We start from the raw sequence: 24,104 nt of genomic DNA, 5'->3' as shown, positions 1-24,104 counted from the left end.
ATTACGGAGGTGTTTTCACAATGAATCATTATAAAGATGATAGTTACGCCTTACACACAGATTTATATCAAATCAACATGGCTTATACATATTGGAAAGACAAGATTCATAATCGCCGTGCTGTTTTTGATTTATATTTCCGAAAGCTCCCATTTAAAAATGGTTACGCCATTTTTGCTGGTCTTGAAAAAATTATAGAATACATAGAGACTTTTCGTTTTACCGAAAGTGACATCGCTTATTTAAAAGAACTACAATTTGAAGAAGAGTTCCTACATTATTTACAAAACATGAAATTTACTGGGACAATTCGTGGCATGCAAGAAGGAGAAGTTGTTTTTAATAACGAACCATTATTGCGTGTTGACGCACCTCTTGGTGAAGCTCAAATTATTGAGACCGCCTTGTTAAATATTGTGAATTACCAAACATTAATCGCTACAAAAGCAGCTCGCATGAAACATGCAGCGGACAATGATGAACTCTTAGAGTTTGGTACCCGCCGCGCTCACGAATTTGACGCTGCCCTTTGGGGTACACGAGCGGCCTTTATCGGTGGATTTTCTTCTACAAGCAATGTCCGTGCTGGAAAACGCTTTGGTATTCCAGTTGCTGGTACGCATGCTCATTCCTTTGTCCAAGCGTATCGTGATGAATATGTTGCATTTAAAAAGTACGCTGAAACGCACCAAAAATGTGTTTTTCTCGTTGATACATATGATACGTTAAAATCTGGTGTACCAAATGCGATTCGCGTTGCTAAGGAATTCGGTGACCACATTGATTTTTATGGCATTCGTCTCGATAGTGGCGATATGGCTTATTTATCAAAAGAAGCACGAAAACTACTTGATGCAGCTGGGTTTACAAATACAAAAATTATTGCTTCTAGTGACTTAGATGAATATACAATTATGCATTTAAAATCACAGGGAGCAAAAATTGATGTATGGGGCGTCGGAACAAAACTGATTACATCATTTGAACAACCTGCATTAGGCGCTGTCTATAAATTAGTTGCGATTGAAGATGCAAATGGCATATTAAATGACACAATTAAAATCTCTTCTAACCCTGAAAAGATCACAACACCAGGATTAAAACGAATTTATCGAATCATTAATCGCGTGAACAATCATGCAGAAGGTGATTATATCGCTTTAGAATCCGAAGAACCTCAACAGGAAGAGCGTTTAAAAATGTTCCATCCTGTTCATACGTATATTAGTAAATTCGTGACAAACTTTGAAGCACGCGAGCTTCATCATGCCATTTTCACAAATGGTAGAAGAACATACGAATTACCAAATATATTAGACATTCAAAAATACACTAAAAGCAGCTTAGCACTATTCTGGGAAGAATATATGAGAACGCTAAATCCCGAAGAATATCCTGTAGATTTAAGTCAAGAGTGCTGGGATCATAAAATGAATTATATTCAAACAGTACGAGATCAAGTTGCAAAAAATATACAAAAATAAAAAGAGAAGCCTTCGCTTCTCTTTTTATTTTACAAATCTTTCACTCTAAGCACACGCATCGCATTCAATACAGCAAGTAATGTAACACCCACGTCTGAGAAAACCGCTTCCCACATTGTTGCAATTCCGAATGCACCAAGTAATAGGACAAGCCCTTTTACACCAAGTGCAAAGATAATATTTTGCCATACAATATTGCGTGTACGTTTGGCAATTTTGACAGCCGTTGCGATTTTAGAAGGTTCATCTGTCATGATTACAATATCCGCTGCTTCAATCGCTGCATCAGATCCTAATCCACCCATCGCAATTCCGACGTCTGCCCTTGCTAATACTGGTGTATCATTAATACCATCGCCAACGAACGCAACTTTTTCTTTTGCTTGTTTTGCTCCATCAATTTTTTCAATTTCTTCTACTTTTTGCTGTGGCAATAATTCGGCATGAACTTCATCTAAACCAAGCTCTTTACCAACCGCTTCTCCAACTAACCTTGCATCACCTGTTAACATGACTGTTTTCTTAATCCCAAGCTCTTTTAATTTTTGAATCGCTTGTTTTGAGTCCTCTTTCACTTCATCCGAAATGACAATATACCCTGCATATGCACCATCTACAGCAACGTGAACAAGAGTACCTACAGTTTGTGGCTGCTCAAATGTAATGCTTTCTTTTTTCATTAATTTTGCATTACCTGCAAAAATTTCTTTACCTTGCACTTTTACAACTGTACCATGACCAGAGATTTCACTATAATCTTCAATCATATTTTCATTAATTGATTTTCCATAGCTACTCCGAATAGATTGCGCAATTGGATGATTTGAGTACACTTCTGCAAATGCCGCATACTCAAGAAGCTCTTCTTTTGTAGTTGTTCCACTTGGCTCCATCTTCGTTACTTTGAAAACACCTTTTGTTAATGTTCCTGTCTTATCAAAGACGATATGTTTCACATCATTTAGCGCTTCTAAATAGTTACTACCTTTGATTAAAATCCCGTTTTTAGATGCTCCACCAATACCGCCAAAGAATCCAAGTGGAATGGACACTACTAACGCACAAGGACAAGAAATAACAAGGAATACTAAAGCTCGATAAATCCAATCTGAGAATGTAGCACCTTCTAAAATGAGAGGTGGAACAAACGCTAGTACTGCAGCTGTAATTACGACAGCTGGCGTATAGTAACGAGCAAATTTCGTAATAAAGTTTTCTGTTGGTGCTTTTCGACTACTTGCATTTTGCACTAAGTCTAAAATTTTAGATACTGTAGATTCACCAAACTCTTTCGTTACCTCAATTGTCAATACACCATTTTGATTCACGAAACCACTTAATACATCATTACCAACCTCTACTTCACGCGGTACAGATTCGCCTGTTAACGCTGAAGTATCTACCATCGATGCTCCTTCAACTACTTTTCCATCTAACGGTACTTTCTCACCTGGTTTTACAATAATGTAGTCACCGATTTTAACATCTTCTGGTGAAATTTGTTTTGTTTCGTTTCCAACTTTCACGTTTGCATAATCAGGACGAATATCCATTAATGAAGTAATTGATTTTCGAGAACGATTTACAGCGATACTTTGGAATAATTCACCTACTTGGTAAAAGAGCATAACAGAAACTGCTTCTGGATACTGCCCAATCGCAAAAGCTCCAAGTGTGGCAATCGCCATTAAAAAGTTTTCATCAAATACTTGGCCGCGCGTTATATTTCTTACAGCTCGCCAAACGATATCTCCACCAATTAGTAGGTACGCAATAACAAAAAGTGGAATTGTCATCATTTGTGGTAATCCCGCTAGTGCAGCTACCCCTGTTAAAACGCCACCAATTGCTAAACGCCAAATCATTTTCTTCACATTTCCTTCACCATGGTCGTGGCTATGATTATGGCTTTCCTTCTCTTCGCGAACAACTTTTACATCTGGTTCTAACTTATGAACAATCATTTTGATATCTTGTACTGTCATTTCAAGTTCTTTTTTATTTGCAACTTCTATTTTTAATTTCTTCGATACAAAGTCCACTGTAGCATTTGAAACAGAAGGCATTTCCTTTACCTTTGTTTCAATTTTCATCGCACAATTCGCACAATCTAATCCTTCTAATACAAATACTTCTTTCGCAACTTTTGATTGTTGTTCTTCCTGTACTTTAATATGAGGCTCTAATTTCGTAACAAGTTGCATCGCCTCAGTAATAACATGTTTTTCGTTATTTTGTTCTGTTTCTAACATCATTGTCTTAGTTGCGAAGTTCACGGAACAAGATAAGACACCATCTAATCCCCCAACGTCTTTTTCGATTTTCATCGCACAGTTCGCACAATCCAGTCCTTCTAACACAAGTTTTCGTTTCACTAGTGGTTCTGCCATCTTTCTCCCTCCTTGTGCTTTTATTTTCTATTCTTCTTCATTTACGTGTTCAAATGCTTGCTCAAAGATACCGATTACGTGATGGTCCGCCAATGAATAATAAACCACTTTTCCCTCTTTACGGTTTTTCACAAGCTTTGCTTGTTTTAATACACGAAGCTGATGTGAAATAGACGACTGTGTCATTCCAAGTAAATATGCTAAATCACACACGCACATTTCTGCTTCAAATAATGCGTGTAAAATTCTCGTACGTGTACGGTCGCCTAACACTTTAAATAACTCCGCTACTTTACTTAAGCTTTCATCATTCGGAATTGTTTGTTTCACTTGATCCACAACGTCTTCATGGATAATCGTTTGAGAACACGCCTCTTGGCATGTTTCCACTTTATTTTCAGCCATTATAGCTCACCTCTTTATCTAAACATATGAACAACCATTCATATATCTTATACCTTTATTATATGAGCGTCCATTCATATGTGTCAATAAAATCCACAATCATTTTTTCGAACATTTTGTTCACATTTAAACGAAAGCATATATAACATATTCTCCTCACACTTTATATGCTTCATACAAAAGAGGATGTTGCTAAAACTGTATCCCTTTAGCACATCCTCTTTATTCTTATCTATTCACTCTTCACTGCATCAACAATTAAAGAAACAAACCTTAACTTTCCGTCCTGATTTCTATAATCAAAACGCTTAGAACGATAAATAAACCCTTCCTTCTCATCCCAATCATTATAATGAAACTCTCCATCTTCATCACAATACTCCAAAAGTTTCACCTGAAACCCCGCACTCTCAAACATAGATGTCATCGTTTTGTAATTATGAACAATTTTATGGCTCGCTGCTGGATGATCTAACGGTCCAGGTCCTCCAACTTTTACCCCTTCTTGGTATTCTTCATCTGGGAAAAAGCGATCCGGAACCGCACATCGAATATAGCCACCCGGCTTCAAAAATTCATAGCATACTTTCGCTGCTTCTATGCCTTCTTCATATGATAAATGTTCCCATACATGCTCTGCTAAAATTACTGCTAAAGAGCTAGGATCAAACTTTTTTATCCAATCTTCTCTTTTTAATAAATTTAATTCTTCTTCATTTGTATGTAACCAACCCGGGTTATTGTTAAATTCCCCTGCACCCACAACGATTTTTAATTCTTCTTTTACAACCATCATTTCACCCCTTTGAATATTTCAACATACAAATTCCATAAGATGCTATTTTCTCCTCCTTTGGCCAAAAGAAAAAGCCTTGCGCGCTCCCTAGACGCACAAGGCTTACATGTTTTATATCCCCTTAATTAGCTTTTTCTAAGCTATCTTGCGAACTTTCATCTTCTTTTAAATGACTGTGTTTTTTCGAATAAACAAAGTATACGACTACTCCAATTGCTAACCAAGCACCGAAGTATATCCATGTCGTTAATGGTAAGTTTACCATTAAGAATAGACAGCACACGATTGAAATGATCGGTAAAGTTGGCACAAGTGGCACCATAAATCCACGCTGTAATTTCGGATGTGTTTTACGAAGAAGGATTACTGATACACCAACCATCGCAAATGTTAATAACGCTCCAATATTCGCTAAATTCGACAATTCTTTTAAATCGATAAATCCAGCAATTAAAGCACTTCCGATTCCTGTTAACCAAACTGAAAATGTTGGCGCTTCTGTCTTCTTGTTAATTTTCGCGAAAGATTCTGGCAATAAACCGTCACGGCTCATAGCGAAGAATACACGTGTTGTTGCGTAGATGTATGCAAAAATTACAGCCATAATACCAATTACAGCTCCAATAGCAATTACACCAGCCACTTTATCTTGCCCTACAACTTCCAGTACATAAGCCATCGCTTCTGGTACATCTAATTCTTTATAAGAAACCATACCAGTCATAACAAGACAAACTGCAACATAAATGATCGTACAAATAACTAACGAAGCAATGATACCAATTGGAAGGTCACGCTGTGGATTTTTTACTTCTTCTGCTGAAGTTGCTAATGCATCAAATCCTAAGAAAGCAAAGAATACTGCTGCTCCCCCCGCGAAAACTCCACTTAAACCGTACGGTGCAAATGGTACCCAGTTTTCTGGTTTCACGTAAAATACACCGACTGCGATGAATAAAACAACAATACCAATTTTAATTAATACCATTATATTATTCACACGCTTACTTTCTTTCGTACCTCGTGATAATAGCCAAGTTATCACCAATGTAACAATAACTGCTGGTAAGTTCACCATACCACCTTGCGATGGAATCGTTAACAAGGCTTTCGGAATTTCAATTCCCAATCCACTTACTAAGTTATTGAAGTAACCTGTCCATCCACCAGCTACGGCCGCTGTTGTTAAAACATATACTGACAATAATGTCCATCCCATTAAATGAGCTACAAACTCACCGATTGTTGCATATGAATAGGTATACACACTACCTGATACCGGAAGCGTAGATGCAACTTCTGCATAACATAATGCTGCAAACCCACAAACAATTGCTGCAATCATAAATGAAAAAATAACTGCTGGACCAGCATCTCTCGCTGCTACTAATCCAGTTAATACAAGAACTCCTGTACCGATTATCGCACCAATCCCTAGCATTGTTAGGTCGAATGCCCCTAAAGTTTTAGACAAAGTCTTACTTTTACTTTCCCCTAACAATTGCGTAACGGATTTCTTTTTAAATAGGTTGGCCACGATGTATGCCCCCTTTTACTAAGAAGAGCTAAGAGGTTTCTCTCTTAGCTCTTATCATGTTGTATTAAATATTGTTCGATTGTTTTTTTGTATTATGCTTCAATTAGCAAGATACAGTTTCTACTTCTAATAATTCTTTCGCACCTTTGTATTCTACACCGTGAGCTTCTGCAACTGCTTCGAATGTTACGTAGCCATTTAAAGTGTTAATACCTTTTAATAGTGCAGAGTTACTTAAGCAAGCTTCTTTGTAACCTTTGTTTGCAATTTGTACTGCGTATGGTACTGTTACGTTTGTTAATGCAAGAGTTGATGTACGTGGAACCGCACCTGGCATGTTTGCAACTGCATAATGAACAACGCCATGTTTTTCATAAGTTGGGTTATCATGAGTTGTAATGCGGTCAGTTGTTTCGAAAATACCACCTTGGTCAATTGCGATATCTACTACAACAGAACCTGGTTCCATTGATTTAATCATTTCTTCTGTTACAAGTTTTGGCGCTTTTGCACCTGGAATTAATACCGCACCGATTACAAGATCAGATTCTTTTACAGCTTCTGCAATATTGTATGGGTTAGACATTAAAGTTTTCACTTGGTTACCGAAAATGTCATCTAATTGACGAAGACGTTCTGCACTTAAGTCGATGATTGTTACATCCGCACCTAGTCCAACTGCAATTTTAGCAGCATTTGTACCAGCTTGTCCACCACCGATAATTGTTACTTTACCACGTTTTACCCCTGGAACACCTGCTAGTAGGATACCTTTACCGCCTTTGTTTTTCTCAAGGAATTGTGCACCAATTTGTGCAGACATACGACCAGCTACTTCACTCATAGGTGCAAGTAATGGTAAAGAACGGTTGTCTAATTGTACTGTTTCGTAAGCGATAGCTACAACTTTCTTTTCAATTAAAGCTTTTGTTAATTCTGGTTCTGGAGCTAGGTGTAAATATGTGAATAAGATTAAACCCTCGCTGAAGTGTTTGTATTCGCTTTCAATTGGTTCCTTAACTTTCATTACCATATCCATGTTCCAAGCTTCTTCAGCTGTGTCAACGATCTTTGCACCTGCTTCAATGTACTCAGCATCTGTGAAACCAGATCCTAAACCTGCACCCTTTTGAATGAATACTTCGTGGTTGTTTCGAACTAAATGCACAACACCAGCTGGTGTCATTGCCACACGGTTTTCGTTGTTTTTAATTTCTGTTGGTACCCCAATACGCATAATGAAATGCCCCCTTATAATTAACAGAAAAAAGGAATTCTTTTTTCTTTTTTTAATAATTAATAACTTATGTCCTTATTCTAACATAACTTCAAAGTTATGAAAACGCTAACATATCAGATTTTAAAAGTTTTTATATTTCGAATAGTGTAAATATAAAGAACTTTATTTTTAAGGGGTTTTCTCCTATTCCGTTTATCTATTACTCTCTTTTTATTATAACCTTTGTAATTCAGCGTTAACCTTTTATTATTTGACAATAATATAACAATGTAAAAATCCAACACAAATCGCATACATATGCACTTCGAGTTCCCTGTAACATTTTAGAAGTATATTCTTTTTATGGAAAGTGAAACTTCCATCAGTGGAGGTTTTCTTCATCCTCCACTAATAGAAAAACCTCACCAATCGGGTTTTTACAGGCAATTTCTTCCCACCTATCCTCTTCGCTTTTCGCTGACTCTTGAGGTGGAAGTATTACTGCTCGCGAATAGCGGGATAAATTCATTTTGACTGTTCAACATATAAGTCGCTAGCTACTATGCATGGCTGGATATTCTCTCGTCCATCTAAAAAGAAAAATTTTGTATGTCAGTTTTTCAACTTGTATGTATATAAAACAAACATGTTGTTGATCAACAACAAAGGCTTATCCTTGTTTTGGATAAGCCCAATGAAATTTATTCCGTCAAAGTGTTGAGACTTAATAATTGAATAATCTATAAAACAATCCGTTTTTCAGTTTCAGAATCAAAATAATGAACTTTTTCCATATTCAAAGCTAGATCCACCTTCGATTGACTATGCACATCAACTGAGGAGTCAATACGTGCAACAAAAGATTGGTCATTGATGTTGGCATACAGATATGTTTCTGATCCCATTAATTCTGACACATCAATCGTTACTGTTATCTTTGTATGATGAGGTAAGTCTAAAAGAGCTTTTCCATAATAAAAGTCTTCTGGACGTATCCCTATGATAATCTCTTTATTCGTATACCCTTTATTTTGCAAAATTCTCATCTTTTCTTTTGGAATTTCAATTTTCCATTTATCAATCACAACAGCGTTTTCTTTTATCTTTCCTTTGAAAAAGTTCATTCCAGGAGAACCAATAAATCCTCCGACAAAGACATTCCCCGGTTTGTCATAGACTTCTTTCGGTGTACCAACTTGTTGGATAATACCGTCCTTTAGCACAACTAAGCGTGTTGCCATCGTCATCGCTTCTATTTGGTCATGCGTAACATACACAGTTGTTGTTTGCAGCTGTTGATGTAATTTTGTAATCTCGGCACGCATTTGAACGCGTAGCTTTGCATCTAGGTTGGACAATGGCTCGTCCATTAAGAACACTTTTGCATTCCGAACAATCGCTCGGCCTAATGCAACACGCTGACGCTGTCCACCTGAAAGTGCTTTTGGTTTTCGGTCTAAATATTTCTCAAGTCCAAGAATTTGCGCTGCATGTTTCACACGTTGATCAATCTCCGTTTTACTATATTTTCGCAGTTTTAAACCGAACGCCATATTATCATAAACGCTCATATGTGGATAAAGGGCATAGTTTTGAAAAACCATTGCTATATCTCGCTCTTTCGGTGTAATATCATTCACACGCTTTCCATCAATATAAAAGTCTCCCTCTGAAATCTCCTCAAGTCCTGCAATCATACGCAATGTCGTGGACTTTCCACATCCTGAAGGTCCAACCAAAACGATAAATTCTCCATCATTCACTTCTAAATTAAAATCTTTTACGATTGTCATATCATGATCATATTTTTTATAAATATTTTGGAATGATAGCTGAGCCATAATTGCCTCCTATAATTTTAGCTATTTTGAAAGATACTGTTATCGACAATATTGATCACACCGTTGTTTTATAAAATTTTGGAAATATCCTTCATGCTATCTAAAATATAATCCGCTTCTCCTTCTAAATCTTCCTTCCTGCTCGCACCTGACAAGACGCCCACTACTTTAATGTTGCTATTCCTTGCAAATCTAACATCTGTTAGTGTATCACCTACCATGAACACATCTTCTTCAGCTAGTGAAAATTTTTCTTTGAATATATGATAAAAATCACTTTCAGGTTTTGTTTTATTGACACCATCATCTGCACCTAAAAAATCCACATAATCATATAATCCTGTCATTTTAAGTGAATGAATAGCTGCATCAGAGTCATCCGCTGTAACAACTCCAATTACATATTCATGATCTTTTAAATATTTTAATGTTTCCTTTGCACCTTCCACTTCTGTAAATACGAGATCATCTGCTGTAGAGTGCTTTTTAAATAATGCACATACATCATGAATAAAGTTCTCTTTACTCACATTTTGATTTTCTAATAACGAAAACCATGCAGCCGCAATAAAGTAATTTGTGCGACAAGCTAGTAAACTTGTACTCTCAAAATCGTTATCACTCATACCAATAATCTTTAGATAGTCATCTCGTTTACTTTTTTCATTTGGATACATTTGAAATATATCATCTAGCACACGATGAACAATTGTGTACCAGACAGAGTCTAGCTGTATTAGTGTTCCATCTTTATCAAAAATAATTCCTTTATTCATCTTCTGATCCTCCTAAGGCTTCATACCATGTTTTAATCCCCTGAAGCTTAACGTTATTATGAATAGGATTTATAAACGCTACTAATTCATCATCTTCCCAACCTTCAACTCTAGCATATGCTCCTTCATGTAAAGAAAAATCAAAGGACACTTGATTACCAAATTCTTTTTCGATGATTTGGCCATTCACAATCATTCTCCACTCGCACGGTTTATCTGTATGAATGTTGTAACGAATATTCCCTTGAGCTTCACCGCCGACATAAATGGTTTTACCTTCATTTTGAATAGCTATCTCTAATTTTCTAAATCGTGAAAAATAAATTCTGCCTTTTGAGATAGCATCCTTTAAATTTTTAATTGATAAACCATTACATAATACATACGTTCCTGGGTCACCGTAAATCGATGGGTCTTTAGATCCTGGGAACGTTTTAGATGGGTGTAAATGAGAATCACTTCCTCCTATCCCCCAGATTTTAAGACCACTTAACCACATTTGATCGAAGAACTTTAAAGCTTCTAAAGTAGATGATTTGCTTTTTTTATAAGTCGGATCACACATAATTTCCATTGTATGAACATTTTCTAGATTAATATCAATTTGGTTCGCCCAAGGCTTCATAAATGGATGATTCACGCTTACTAAATAGCCTTTTTCTTTCATACTTGAAAATAGTTCATTCATGCTTGAAGCGTGAAACGATTCATCAAGACACTCTGTAAAATTGACATATTCCCTCATACCGAACAGGTTGTAATGACCATAAGGAGTTGTAAGTTCCATAGATGGTATAATTAATGTGCTTCCTTTTTGATAAGATGGCATGATAATATTGTGTTCCGTCGCATATAAAAAGTCCAACTCTTGTTTTTCACATACGCTCATTCCCAATTCGTCATCTATCTCGCCATCTGTTAAGTCTGTATGAACATGAAAATCTCCTTTGTACCAGCGATGCTCTTCATTCACTACTTTTTCAAAATCGGTTTCGGAAATAAAGACATTATCTTCGCAAAAATATTCTCTGTTATATTCTCGGTCTACCTCGTCATTCACTGTTATATTTACTGTATAGTCAACGTTTCTTCCGGCAAACTTTACTGCTTTATTTGCACAATGCGGAATATATACGACTTCTACTTCCCAATTACCAGCCGGTATTTCTCCGCCAACGCAACCAGTTGAACAAAACTTTGAATTTGTTGCAACAACTAGTTTTTCGTCAACAATTGGCGTTTGATACTGTATACGCACACACCCTTTAGAGTCTCTCAAAATTAGTAAGAGAGGGATTTTCCGACTGACTCCTTGATCGATCGTTAATGTAAAATTGAAAATATCAATTGAATCCATTAGAAAAGAATGTTTATTTTTCACAAATGGAGAAAGCGTCAAGGTACCTTTCATTTCAATCATGATTCCCACACCTTTTTTCATATTTTAATGATAGAATCATAGAGGTACTTTTGGCGTTCAAAAGCACCTCATATTTCTAATAACATTATTTCTTCTTTTTCAACACTTTATCTAATTCTTCTTGTGCAATTTTAGCTGCTTCATCTAGCGCTTTTTTAGCAGAGACCCCTTCAATTTCTACTTTATCCTTTGCTACATTTAACGCGTCATTGATTTTACCACCTGTTGGATCCGTAAATGGTGCAACTCCATATTTATTCGCTTGCTCTAACGGAACTAATGCTTGTGGTTGCTTTTTAACAAATTCAGCATAAGGACCATAATCTGTTACATTGTTACGAACAGGGATATAGCCAGTTGCCATTGACCATTCAGCCGTTTTCTCAGTGCTTGTCGCAAATTTCATAAAGTCATATGCACCTTTTGCTACTTCAGGATCAATATTTCTCGTTAATGTGAGTAAATACGTTTCTAATTTTGGTGCTGGTTTATTATTACCCCAAGCTGGTTGTGGTAATGCTCCAAATGTGTTAAGGCGTTCTTCCTCAGTCATTCCTTTACCTAACGATTTAAAAACAAATCCTTGGTCACCAGATGAGCCTGTAAATCCTAACGTTCGACCCTCAACTAAATCAATGATTGTCTTATCCCAATATTCCCATCCAGTTCCACCTGAATGAATATTCATAATTTTATCTTCATGAATCCACGTACGGAATTTTCCCCAAACTGTAACCCAAGTTTCATCATTAATTAATACTTTTGTTCCATCTTCACTCAATACATTTCCGCCAGCACTGCGAACCACGTCAATTAAGTTTGACGTACCCCACATTGGCATCCAACCTGCGTATGTGACATTACCACTTGCGTCACGTTTTGCTGCTTTTTCCGCTACTTTTTCTACACCTTCCCACGTTTTTAAATCTTCAGGTGTAAATCCATTTTCCGCTAACGCTTTTTTGTTGTAATAAAAAACTTGCGTTGTACCGTAAAAAGGAATTCCATATAATTTCTCGTCAATTGTTGCCTGATCCATAAACCCTTTTCCGTAATCTTCTTTTTTGAAACTAGTATCGTTTTTAGTATATTCATCTAAAGGTACAATTAGCTTTTTCTTAACATATTCTTGAATGACGTCTGAACCTAACAACGCGATTGCTTCTTGATTATTTGCTGCAAATCCACTTTGAAGCTTTTGATAAGACTCATCGTAGTTACCAGCTTTCGTCGTTTTCACTACATATTTATTTTGGCTTTTATTGTATTCCTCCACAATCTTGTCTACTTTGTCTGCAAGGGAACCGCCTACTCCATTAATAAATGGGACAACAATCTTTTCTCCTTCTTTACTTGCTTTAACAGTACTCCCTTTTCCATCTGAACAACCCGCAAGTGCAGTAACAAACAATGATACAATTGCTAGAAGCGTGAATAATTTCCTCATCCCAAATGTCTCCTTTATAATTAGTTAACCTTTTATTCCTGAATCAGTAACGCCTGAGAGGAACCATTTTTGTAAAACTAAAAATACGATTAAGAGTGGCACTGTCGCGATTGTACTTGCAACCATAATGTGCGACCAATCTCGACCTAAAGAAGTATTAATGAAATAATCAGCAATTCCGTTAGTGATTAATTTTTTGTTGCCATCATTCAATATAAGAGATGGCCAAATATAATTATTATAATTTCCAATAAATGTAACTAAACCTAGTGTTACAAATGATGATCGCGTCATTGGAAAAATAATCTTCCAAAGAATACGCCAATCACTTGCTCCATCAATTTTGGCTGCTTCTACTGTTTCATAACCAATCTTGTGGAATGATTGTTTTAAATAGAAAATACCGAATACACTAACAGCCATAGTAATCATGTATCCAAAATGTGAATTAAGTAAGCTCGTTTTTCCTAACATCACATATACCGGAACATACGATACAGCTCCGGGAATCATGTATGTTGTCATGACAACACTAAATGTCAAGTTCTTCCCTTTGAACTTATAAAATGCCAACATATAGGCAAAGAGTGCAGACGAAACAAGTACATATATCGTGATAAGGAAGGATGTATAAAAACTATTAAATATATACGTGTTAAATGGAAGAATTTCTAATACTTGACGATAATTTTCCCAGTGGAACTCCTTAGGCCAAAAACCTCCTTGCAGGACTTCACTGGATGTTTTAAACGAACCAAGTACCATCCATATGAATGGAAAGACAAACAAGATACTTGATAAAGCTAAAAAGAGATGCTTTATGATTAATGGAGCTTTTTTCATATTATTCACCTTAATAGTTCACCCACTTATCACCTATTATCTTGTTCATAACAGATAGTAGAATTGTAATGATTAATATAATAAATGCAATTGCCGTTGCAGACCCCATATCGAACTGTTCAAACGCCTGTTGGAAGAATAAATAAAGTAACGTTCGCGTTGAACCACTCGGTCCACCTTGTGTTAAAATTTTAATTTGATCATAAGCCTGCACCGAAGTAATTATATTGACAACAACTAAGAAGAATGTTGTCGGTGAAACCATCGGTAGTGTTACATAACGAAATTTCTGCCATGAATTTGCTCCATCAATACTAGCAGCCTCATACAAGCTATCTGGTACTTTCTCTAGCGCACCGATATAGAAAAGCATTGTCCATCCAACTAATTTCCATACTGTTACAATAATGACCGCCAGCATCGCTGTATCACTACTCTTCAACCAATCCAAACCCGGTATCCCGAAAAAGACTAGCACCTTATTAATAGCTCCAAATTGAGGTTCATATAGAAGTGACCATACAATGGATACAGCTACCGTTGGCGTTACCCAAGGTGAAAAAATCAATAATTGATAAATTGCAGAACCTTTGAATTTTTTTCGGAAGAACAATGCGAAACCCAAACCTAATGCAATCGTTGGAACGACTGTCCCAATTCCGAAATAAAGAGTATTTAACAATGCCTGTATAAAAGAATCCTGTGTAAACAAATTAAAATAGTTATCTAAACCAACAAAATTAAAATCATTTGTCATGAAATCCCAGTCTGTAAAACTAATACCTAGACTAATTACATTCGGAATAATCCAAAACAATATTAGAGGTATTCCAACCGGTAATAAAAAGAACACAGCTTTTGATAATTTTATTTGCATTCTTGTCACCTCCTAATTCATATTGTACGAGCACATTATTAACGCAATGTTGTTATTATGTTAACAAATTGTAAAAACAACATATTAACAAAACAAAACAACACATTAACAAAAAAGACTATTTCTCATGTCACTAAGAAATAGTCTACTTTAAGATTTTCTTTTTATACTGTTATTACTTCAATCCCTTTACTTATTAAAACGTTTTGCCATACTTCATCGAGTTTAGCATTTGTATATAGTGCATCTATATCGTCAAAATTTCCGCTTTTATAAAACTTTGTTAAATTAAACTTTGACTCATCTACCATCATCACAACTTGCTTTGCATTTTTCTTTAACTGCTGAAAAACTTGTGCGTCTTCAATATACGAACATGTCAGTTCTTTTTCTAAAGAAATTCCATCACACGAAGCAAATAATTTATTAACAGTGAAGTGATCAAGGTAATCTAGCATCATGTCTCCAGACAATGCTAATGAATTAGAATTCAGCATTCCACCAAAGACTATTAACTTACAATCAAATGAAGCATACTGTTCTTTAAGTTCAATAACTTTATTAACAGCCGGTATCGAGTTCGTTAGGATCGTCAAGTTCTTTTTATCATGTATAAAATCCAAAATTTGCATCGTAGTTGTGCCAATTTCAATTGCAATAATATCATTATCTTCTACTAAATTACTTGCCTCCATTGCAATTTTGCGTTTTTCTTCAATATTCTCCGATCGACGTTTATCAAAATAAAATTCTATAGTATGATCTTTTTTCTTAATTGCACCACCATGTATTTTGGTAAGCTTACCTTCCTTATGCATCATATCTAAATCTCTTCGTATTGTTTCTGTCGTAACATTTAACACCTTTGCCAAATCATTTACTGTCACTCGATTGTATTTTTCTAGCTCATCCAGTATGTGCTTTCTTCGTTCAAATTGTGTATAGGATTTCATTTAATTAACACCTCTTCGTATTCCACAAAATATACATAGTTCAAGCCCCTTATAAAGACTAGAGTGATACCTTTAAAATAACAACATTTATAGAAAAATTAAAAGATTATCTTTCCTCGGTTCATTTTTACTCATTTACTTAAAGTATAATGTAACTAGCAAACAAATTCACCTAAAGGGGAGATTATATAATTTCAATTAAACAACCTCTCCTACAAAATGTGTTAACTATTTTGTTTTATTAATCTTCGCTTTTCGTATTGCTGTTTTTCACTATATACCTCAAAGAAAAATGCTGTTCTCACGTTTATTTATAATAATATAACAATGTTAAATCAACACTCCCGCATACATTTACACTTTATAATCCCTGTAATATTTTAAAGATGTATCCTTTTACAAAAAAAGCTACTGGTATTTAACCAGCAGCTGGATAACTCATAAATAACTTTGAAAATAAATCTTCTGTTGTTTCTATAATCTTATCAATCATATCCGTTTCATTCTCTTCTTGCTCTTTCATCATCTTAATCGTTTCTTGGGCATCTTCAGGGTAATCTGTAATAATTCCATCTACATTGAGCTTATAATATTCGCTTAAATTTTCCATATCGTTCACAGTCCATACATAGATCGGTTTATTTAATTTGCGGGCTGATTTTACTAGACTCTTGTTTAGCATATATTCTTCTGCTACGTAAAAGTCTGCTTGAACGTATTTTAAATTCGCTCTACTTGCATATAATACATATCCTACTTTTATGTCTGGATTTGCACGTTTAAATTCTTTAATGAGCGGATAGTGCAATGTTTGAATGACACATTGTTTTTCAAAGTCATTATCCTTAATTGTTTTTAATACCTTCTTTACAAAATCTTTTTCATTCTCATTCCCATGCAGCTTCACTTCTATATTAAGTTTTATTTTGTTTTTCGCAAGCTTAATCATCTCATCAAGTGTACTAATTTTCCCCGTGAACCCATCTTGACTAAGAGTAAGTTTCCGTAGTTCATCCATCGTTAAGTCTGACACTTGTACATTCGCATTGGCAAGACGCTTTAATTTCAAATCATGTATCACTGCCAATTCACCATCTTTTGTCTGCAATACATCAATTTCAGCATAATCTGCCTTTGCATCAATCGCACCTTGCACTGCCTCTTTCGTATTCTCTACTCCTTTTGAACCATATCCACGATGAGCCATAATCACTGGATCTTTATAAGAATTCGAAATAAACGTTGCAATGAATGCAACTACCATACCAACTGTGAAAACCCCAACAATATATACACCGATAAACTTCAAACGATGCTTTTTAAAAAAGCATTTATCTGCTTTTGTTTTGGAATAATCTAAGCCCTCTTCTAATAAAACATCTTCAATTGAAACCTTTTGTAAATATAACCTTGTCAATGCCATAATATAAAACGGTGTGACAATAAAGCCAAGTAAATACAATGTACTCGTTAAAAATACCGATAGCGTTGATTCTGCTAATAAGGCAAATGTTCCTTTTGGGTTTGTAAATTCATATACACTCCATAAAAATAGCAAGTATATACCCGTAAATAAAACAAATACGATTCCGATTGAAATCAAAAAGACAGCTAAAAAGAACAACACTTTAAAGAAACTTTCTTTTACTAAATTTGCACTTTTACGTGCGGCTGTGCGAAATGGCTTTTCTTCTAAAACAATGATAGGTAAAACGAAGATCCACCGAAGATTCAAGTATGTAACTACAGCAAAGAAAGTGTAGTAACCTACTTGTCCCATTGTCGTTTTAAACAATTCACCTGTAATAAAATTTGGAATTTGAATTTCTGGAATTAGTGCAGATTTAAATCCCAAATTTAACAGAGGTAACAATACAACGGCATACAAGATAAACCCTGGCAAACAATATGTGAAAAGAGATGGTAAATACGTTACCGTTTTATACAAAATTGGACGCAGTTTCACCTTTTGCCTTTTATGTGCAAAATACGAAATAATAATAAGCACTGCAAACTCCGTAAAAATGAGAAAAAGTGCCAATAACGATACAATTAATATAGCTGCGATACCATATGGAGTTTTCAAAAAAGCAAGCAATTCATCATTTGTCGCATTTGCATAGCCGCTCCAATACAACAACTTATTAATAATCATACCGAATAGAGGTATAAATACAATAGCTGCTAATAATTTATAAACAAGTTGAAACGTCAATACATTCCAAAAAGCAAATTGTACCGTTTGAAAGGAATGTTTCATGACCCCTGGTATAGATAGTCTTTTACGATGTAGCATAAATTCCTCCACATTCTAAAATTATATTTGAGATGGATTCCATATTTCCATTTAAAATCCATCTTCTTATAATAATATATTCCGCTTAACATGAACACTGTTATACATCCACAAAAAAGAGTGATGGCTACTTTCCCATCACTCTTTCTCTCTTTTATTTTTTCTCTAATCCTTGTCCAAACGCTTTTAAAAAACTAAACCCAAAAGTAATGGCTCTATTAATATCGGGATCTTTTAGCACTTTAAAGAAGTCCATAACTTTTGTTTTCTTACCTTTTTGTAACTCTTCTGTTGCAAACTGTAACCCTGTAACTAAACTAGATGTAATCTGTTTTGTTATTTCTGGATCGACAGAAGATAATGCTTCTCCTGCTCCCATCATATTATTTAATGCATTTTTTACTGGTTCACGATTTAATTGCTCAACTGCAATTTTAGAAACGTCTTCTTTCGCGGCCAGCAGACTGATTGCTGCATCTAATATACCTGCTTGCTGCAGCTGTGATAACAACTGCATTGTTTCTTCTACCGCCTCACGGTTCTCCGCTAATTGTGTTAACAGTTCATCTGATAACTGTTGTTTCTTTTCTTCTTCTGTAATGACCTTTTTCTGAATCAATGTAATCTCTTTTGCCACGTCCTTCGCCCCCTAGTTGTGATCCACAAGTGATACGTATTGTTTTCGTTGCCATTTCTGCTGAATTTCAACACCATTTTGCGGATGACGTTTTTTACCTCTTGGGTTTGAATCAGGAAGTGGACGATTACCTTTTTCACGTAATACGCGCATTTTCACCATCGTTTGTTTATAAGCTGGTGTACAAGTATATAGGTCCGTCGCTGTTCCTGTTAAAATATTAATCGCTTCTTCATTTACTGTCGCATGCATCGGTAAATATAACTCGTTTCCGGTTACACGGTCTGTGATAAGTGCCTGTACTTTGATTTTCCCAAACGGTGATGCTAGTTCTACAAGGCCACCATCTTTCACATTCCGCTCTGCAGCAAGCTCTGGTGAAACCTCAACAAACACCTCAGAAATTTTAGATAAAATCCCTACTGATTTATTTGTCATGTTTCCTTCATGGAAATGTTCTAGCATACGACCATTATTTAATAATAAATCGTATTCTTCCGGTGCCACAACTGGTGGTATCCATTCATCTAGTGATAGACGCGCTTTTTTGTCAGGGAAATTAAAGCCATCAACATATAATAATGGTGTGTCACTACCATCATGGCTGCCCCAACATAAACTATTCCATCCTTCTAAACGATCATATGTTGCTTGTGAATAATACGGCGCGAGTGATGCGATTTCATCCATAATTTCACTTGGGCTTTCATAATTCCAATCACCACCGAGGGCACGGGCTACTTTTTGAAGGATCCACCAATCTGGTTTCGAATCACCGAGCGGTTTCATAACTTCATATAAACGCTGAATACGACGCTCTGTATTCGTAAATGTTCCTTCTTTTTCTAGACTTGGTGCCGCCGGTAAAATAACATCAGCAAAACGAGCTGTTTTTGATAAGAATATGTCTTGAACTACAAGGAAGTCGAGATTACTTAAAATGTGTTGCACATGATTTGCATTGGAATCGACTAATGCCATTTCTTCTCCCATTACATACATACCACGTAGTTTTCCTTCCTCTGCAGCCGCAAGCATTGCAATGTTATTCAGCCCTGGCTCTTTTGGAATTTTAGTACCATATGCTTTTTCAAATTTCGCACGAAGTGTATCATCTGACACTGCTTGGTAGCCCGGAAGCCAATTTGGTAATGTTGCCATATCACAAGCACCTTGTACGTTATTATGACCACGGAGTGGATATGCACCAGCACCTGGGCGACGGTAGTTACCTGTTACAAGAAGTAAGTTTGAAATCGCTGCTGATGTTGTACTTCCTCCTGTATTTTGCGTTACCCCCATCCCCCAAAGTACACAAGTACCATCTGCTTCATATACCATACGAGCCATCTCTTTTAATGTATCTTTCGAAATACTTGTAATGTTTTCTGTATAATCAAGTGTATATTTCTCTAACATTTTTCTATATTCATCAAAGTTCTTCACATTTTCATCTAAGAATTTCTTATCGTGCCAACCTTGATCAATAATATATTTTGTTATTCCCGCAAGCCATACATAATCAGTTCCTTGGCGCGGATGAACAAATAGGTCCGCACGCTCTGCCATTTCATGCTTACGTAGGTCAGATACAATCAGTTTTTGCTCATGTAATTTGTGGGCACGTTTCACACGAGTAGCAAGTACAGGGTGCCCTTCCGTTGGATTCGCCCCCACAATGATAACAAGACCAGCTTCCGCAATATCTTTCACTGTCCCTGCGTCTCCACCTATACCAACAGTTTTTGTTAAACCATCGCTTGCTGGAGATTGGCAATAACGGGAACAGTTATCTACATTATTTGTTCCATATATTTGACGAGCTAACTTTTGCAGCAAATAGTTTTCTTCATTTGTTACTTTTGAAGAAGAAATAAAGCCAAATGCATCGTTACCATATTCAGATTTAATATGTTGCATATTGGATGCAACAACCTCTAAAGCTTCTTCCCACGATGCTTCAACGAACATATCTCCTTGACGAATCAATGGTTTCGTAATACGGTCTTCACTATTTACAAAGTCCCAACCAAATTTTCCTTTTACACATGTAGAAATCCCGTTTACTGGTGCGTCTGATACAGGTTGAACTTTTAAAATTTGACGGTCTTTCGTCCATACTTCAAACGAGCAACCCACACCGCAGAATGTACAAACTGTTTTTGTCTTGTTAACCTTCGTTTTACGCATTGCAGATTCAACCTCTGAAACTGCTAAAATACTACTGTATCCAGGTTCTACATCCTTTACAAAATCAATCATTGGATCTAACACATCCGGTTTCAATCCAGTCATAAACCCAGCTTCTCCAAGCATAGATTTTTCCATTAATGCATTACAAGGACAAACTGTGACACATTGTCCGCAACTAACGCAAGATGAATCGTTAATACTTACGCCGTTATCCCAAATTACACGAGGACGATCTAAGCTCCAATCAATTGATAACGTTTCGTTAACTTGTAAGTTTTGACATACTTCTACACATTGTCCACAAGCAATACATTGGTTTGGATCATAACGGTAAAATGGATGAGTCATGTCCACTTCTTTTGCACTAACTTTCGGTTCATATGGATATTTCTGCTCTTCTATCTCCATCATATGTACCGTATTATGAACTTTACAGTTACCGTTATTATTATCACATACTGTACAATACAATAAATGGTTCTCTAATATTCTATCCATCGCTTCCGTTTGCGCCGATTTTGCACGCACTGATTTTCTTTCAATCTGCATGCCATCTTCCAATTGCGTTGAACAAGCACGCAGCAATTTCCCATCTACCTCCACAATACACGTATCACAAGTTTGAATTGGATCCACCTCTGGTACATGACAAATTTGTGGATGCTCTAAATTACTCTCGTTAAATAGTTGCAGTATCGTTTTTTCACCAGATGAAAGAAATTCTTTTCCATCTACGGTTACACGAACTGTTTGTTCTGCCATAGTTTCCCTCTCCTTACAACTAACTGTACAATATATTTTTGAATCCGTTTTCAAAAATATATCGCTATACATTTTTTTGAAACGCCCTGTTGAAACTCTATCTTAGAAGTCGATTCTTGATGCTATAAGGTATAAAAATGCCACTATTCTACTATTCTATTATATCTCACACATACAATAATAACCAAATAATATAGAGAAACTGAAAACAAACATAAAATCTTTCTTTTTAGCTGAGAGAGAGCATCCACCCATGCATAGAAATAGATAACAGATGCTTTTATTTTTTTTATGTTTTATGATAAATAGTAAGAAAAATACATATGAAGGGGAAAATACTATGGGACCTGTTCAAGAAACATGTAAAATGGTACGTTATCAAACTGGAACATTCCTCGAACAAGAAGATGAGATTGTCACAGAATATCCTGTAACAATTAAATTGAACGGGGAAGAATACGTAACAGTTGTATGTACTCCAAATTATATTGAAGATATGGTAATAGGTTTTTTAATTTCTGAAGGAATTATTGCTTCTTACGAAGGCATTGATGAGCTGTGGATACAGAAAGACAAAGGGGTTGTCCATGTAAAAACATCACAGATCAATCCGCTCTATCAAACACTATATAACAAACGATATGTCACTTCTTGTTGCGGAAAAAGTAGGCAAGGTTTTGTATTTGTAAATGATGCAGCAAAAGCAAAAACTTTACATGATATCCATGTAACAATGACTCCAGAAGAGTGCTTTCATTTAATGAATACCTTACAGCAATCTTCCACTACGTTTCATCAAACAGGCGGAGTTCATAATACCGCCCTTTGCGATCGAAATACCATTCTCATATCAAGAATGGATATCGGTAGACATAATGCATTAGATAAAATATATGGTCATTGTTTACGTAATGATATCCCAATCGAAGGAAAAATTATTGCATTTAGTGGTCGAATCTCATCTGAAATTTTACTAAAGGTTTCTAAAATCGGTTGCGAAATCGTTCTTTCTAAATCAGCTCCAACAAAATTAGCTTTGCAACTTGCTCATGATTTAGGCATAACAGTGGTCGGTTTTATTCGCAATGATTCTTGTAATATCTATACTCACCCAGAACGAATTGAAGGATATATAACAGAAAAAAATGATTCCTAGCAAAGGAATCATTTTTTAGTTATAAAAATGTAATATATTTAATTGTTGAATAGTTAATAAAGTTAATATATAATTTCATTACATAAAGTACAACTTAAATCCATGGGGTGTTATTGCCCACAGACAGCGGGATAAATTGAATGATTGGAAAAACAGATGAAGGTCCCTGCTCTTCTCCGCATATATCTCCTTATTCTTTAACAAATTAAGATGGAATGAGTGCAGCATATAACATTTTTTAATATAAAGCGGAACTGTTATCAATTGAAAAAGCATCAACAACCGTGCTCTTGTAGCGTGCTTATCCTGTAGAGCTGGTTACACTTAGGAGGTTATATACATGGAAATTCGTCTATTAACAAAAGAGGATGCAAAAATTTATTTAAAAGTTTGTATGGAAGGATTAACGCAAAATCCAGAAGCTTTTAGTTCTTCTTATGAAGACGTTCTAAAACATGAGGATCCTGTTGCTGCAATGGCGAAACGTTTAGCCAATCCGGATAAATATACAATTGGTGCCTTTAAAGATAACGAATTAATCGGAATTGCCACTTTAGAAACTAAGCCATTTATAAAACAAGAACATAAGGCAAAAATCGGCTCTGTTTACGTCTCTCCGAAAGCGCGTGGTCTTGGCGCTGGCCGTGCGTTAATAAAAGCCATTATTGAAAACGCTCATAAATTACATGTAGAACAACTCATGCTCGATGTTGTTGCCGGAAATGCAGCTGCAAAAAAATTATACAAGTCACTTGACTTTCAAACATATGGCGTACAAGAACGTTCCTTAAAACACAATGGACAATATTGGGATGAAGAACATATGGTTTTATTTTTAACTAACGAATCAAATGCAAAGTGAAAAAACAACAAAAAAACCTTTCTTTCTAGCTCGGAAAGAGTATTCTTCCATGCATAGAAGTGGTCAGTTCCAGTTTAAAACAACGAGAGCAAATTATCTTTTGTTGTTTATAACAAAAACTTATATGTCTAAAAATCAAAATGTATTTATATAGATTTCTCCAAAAGTACCTTTTCAGATAAAGGTACTTTTTTCTTACAACAATGTAAT

At 35.7% G+C, this 24,104-nt stretch carries 18 protein-coding genes; 3 read left to right on the top strand and 15 right to left on the bottom strand.

Annotated features, from left to right (window positions below):
• Positions 1 to 20: 20 nt before the first annotated feature.
• Positions 21 to 1,484, top strand: a complete 1,464-nt coding sequence (locus QRY57_RS04795; RefSeq protein ID WP_286016779.1) for a nicotinate phosphoribosyltransferase — start codon at positions 21 to 23, stop codon at positions 1,482 to 1,484.
• 29 nt (positions 1,485 to 1,513) lie between these two features.
• On the opposite strand, the gene QRY57_RS04790 is transcribed toward QRY57_RS04795, so the two are convergent.
• The 15 genes from QRY57_RS04790 to fdhF all read right to left on the bottom strand — a co-directional run bounded on the left by QRY57_RS04790 (position 1,514) and on the right by fdhF (position 21,876).
• Entirely contained in the window at positions 1,514 to 3,874 is a 2,361-nt protein-coding gene (locus tag QRY57_RS04790; RefSeq protein ID WP_286016778.1) for a heavy metal translocating P-type ATPase, read from the bottom strand.
• A 27-nt stretch (positions 3,875 to 3,901) separates the two neighbouring features.
• Positions 3,902 to 4,279 carry an ArsR/SmtB family transcription factor gene (locus QRY57_RS04785; protein WP_026593939.1) on the bottom strand — a complete coding sequence of 126 codons (378 nt, stop codon included), beginning with the start codon at positions 4,277 to 4,279 and terminating at the stop codon, positions 3,902 to 3,904.
• A 232-nt stretch (positions 4,280 to 4,511) separates the two neighbouring features.
• Positions 4,512 to 5,072, bottom strand: coding sequence for a class I SAM-dependent methyltransferase (locus tag QRY57_RS04780; protein ID WP_286017804.1), 561 nt, complete (start codon positions 5,070 to 5,072; stop codon positions 4,512 to 4,514).
• Between the two features lie 124 nt (positions 5,073 to 5,196).
• Complete coding sequence (locus tag QRY57_RS04775) at positions 5,197 to 6,612, bottom strand: amino acid permease (RefSeq protein ID WP_026593941.1); 1,416 nt, start codon at positions 6,610 to 6,612, stop codon at positions 5,197 to 5,199.
• A 103-nt stretch (positions 6,613 to 6,715) separates the two neighbouring features.
• Positions 6,716 to 7,849: an alanine dehydrogenase gene (gene ald, locus QRY57_RS04770; protein WP_026593942.1), complete on the bottom strand. Its 1,134-nt coding sequence runs from the start codon at positions 7,847 to 7,849 to the stop codon at positions 6,716 to 6,718.
• 722 nt (positions 7,850 to 8,571) lie between these two features.
• On the bottom strand, positions 8,572 to 9,672 hold the full coding sequence (locus tag QRY57_RS04765) for an ABC transporter ATP-binding protein (protein WP_286016777.1): 1,101 nt from the start codon (positions 9,670 to 9,672) through the stop codon (positions 8,572 to 8,574).
• 68 nt (positions 9,673 to 9,740) lie between these two features.
• A complete protein-coding gene (locus QRY57_RS04760) occupies positions 9,741 to 10,448 on the bottom strand; it encodes an HAD family hydrolase (RefSeq protein ID WP_286016776.1) in 708 nt (235 codons plus the stop codon).
• Positions 10,441 to 11,868, bottom strand: a complete 1,428-nt coding sequence (locus tag QRY57_RS04755; protein ID WP_286016775.1) for a CehA/McbA family metallohydrolase — start codon at positions 11,866 to 11,868, stop codon at positions 10,441 to 10,443. Before QRY57_RS04755 ends, QRY57_RS04760 begins: the two co-directional genes overlap by 8 nt.
• Before the next feature lie 85 nt (positions 11,869 to 11,953).
• Positions 11,954 to 13,315, bottom strand: coding sequence for an extracellular solute-binding protein (locus QRY57_RS04750; RefSeq protein WP_286016774.1), 1,362 nt, complete (start codon positions 13,313 to 13,315; stop codon positions 11,954 to 11,956).
• 24 nt (positions 13,316 to 13,339) lie between these two features.
• On the bottom strand, positions 13,340 to 14,158 hold the full coding sequence (locus QRY57_RS04745) for a carbohydrate ABC transporter permease (protein ID WP_286016773.1): 819 nt from the start codon (positions 14,156 to 14,158) through the stop codon (positions 13,340 to 13,342).
• A gap of 10 nt (positions 14,159 to 14,168) precedes the next feature.
• Positions 14,169 to 15,035, bottom strand: a complete 867-nt coding sequence (locus QRY57_RS04740) for a carbohydrate ABC transporter permease (protein WP_090692961.1) — start codon at positions 15,033 to 15,035, stop codon at positions 14,169 to 14,171.
• A 164-nt stretch (positions 15,036 to 15,199) separates the two neighbouring features.
• Positions 15,200 to 15,988, bottom strand: coding sequence for a DeoR/GlpR family DNA-binding transcription regulator (locus tag QRY57_RS04735; RefSeq protein ID WP_090692965.1), 789 nt, complete (start codon positions 15,986 to 15,988; stop codon positions 15,200 to 15,202).
• A 418-nt stretch (positions 15,989 to 16,406) separates the two neighbouring features.
• Positions 16,407 to 18,284, bottom strand: a complete 1,878-nt coding sequence (locus QRY57_RS04730) for a glycerophosphoryl diester phosphodiesterase membrane domain-containing protein (protein WP_286016772.1) — start codon at positions 18,282 to 18,284, stop codon at positions 16,407 to 16,409.
• Between the two features lie 154 nt (positions 18,285 to 18,438).
• Positions 18,439 to 18,921, bottom strand: coding sequence for a helical membrane plugin domain-containing protein (locus QRY57_RS04725; protein ID WP_026593944.1), 483 nt, complete (start codon positions 18,919 to 18,921; stop codon positions 18,439 to 18,441).
• Positions 18,922 to 18,933: 12 nt separating this feature from the next.
• Complete coding sequence (fdhF, locus tag QRY57_RS04720; protein WP_098302104.1) at positions 18,934 to 21,876, bottom strand: formate dehydrogenase subunit alpha; 2,943 nt, start codon at positions 21,874 to 21,876, stop codon at positions 18,934 to 18,936.
• A gap of 340 nt (positions 21,877 to 22,216) precedes the next feature.
• Here fdhF and fdhD point away from each other — a divergent pair, with 340 nt between their 5' ends.
• Both fdhD and QRY57_RS04710 read left to right on the top strand, forming a co-directional pair.
• Positions 22,217 to 23,032: a formate dehydrogenase accessory sulfurtransferase FdhD gene (gene fdhD, locus QRY57_RS04715; RefSeq protein ID WP_026593946.1), complete on the top strand. Its 816-nt coding sequence runs from the start codon at positions 22,217 to 22,219 to the stop codon at positions 23,030 to 23,032.
• A 340-nt stretch (positions 23,033 to 23,372) separates the two neighbouring features.
• Entirely contained in the window at positions 23,373 to 23,894 is a 522-nt protein-coding gene (locus QRY57_RS04710; protein WP_286016771.1) for a GNAT family N-acetyltransferase, read from the top strand.
• The last annotated feature ends 210 nt before the right edge of the window (positions 23,895 to 24,104 follow it).

This window comes from Bacillus arachidis, assembly GCF_030285945.1.
Classification (GTDB): Bacteria; Bacillota; Bacilli; order Bacillales; family Bacillaceae_G; genus Bacillus_A; species Bacillus_A arachidis.
This window is presented reverse-complemented; position numbering and strand designations above follow the sequence as displayed.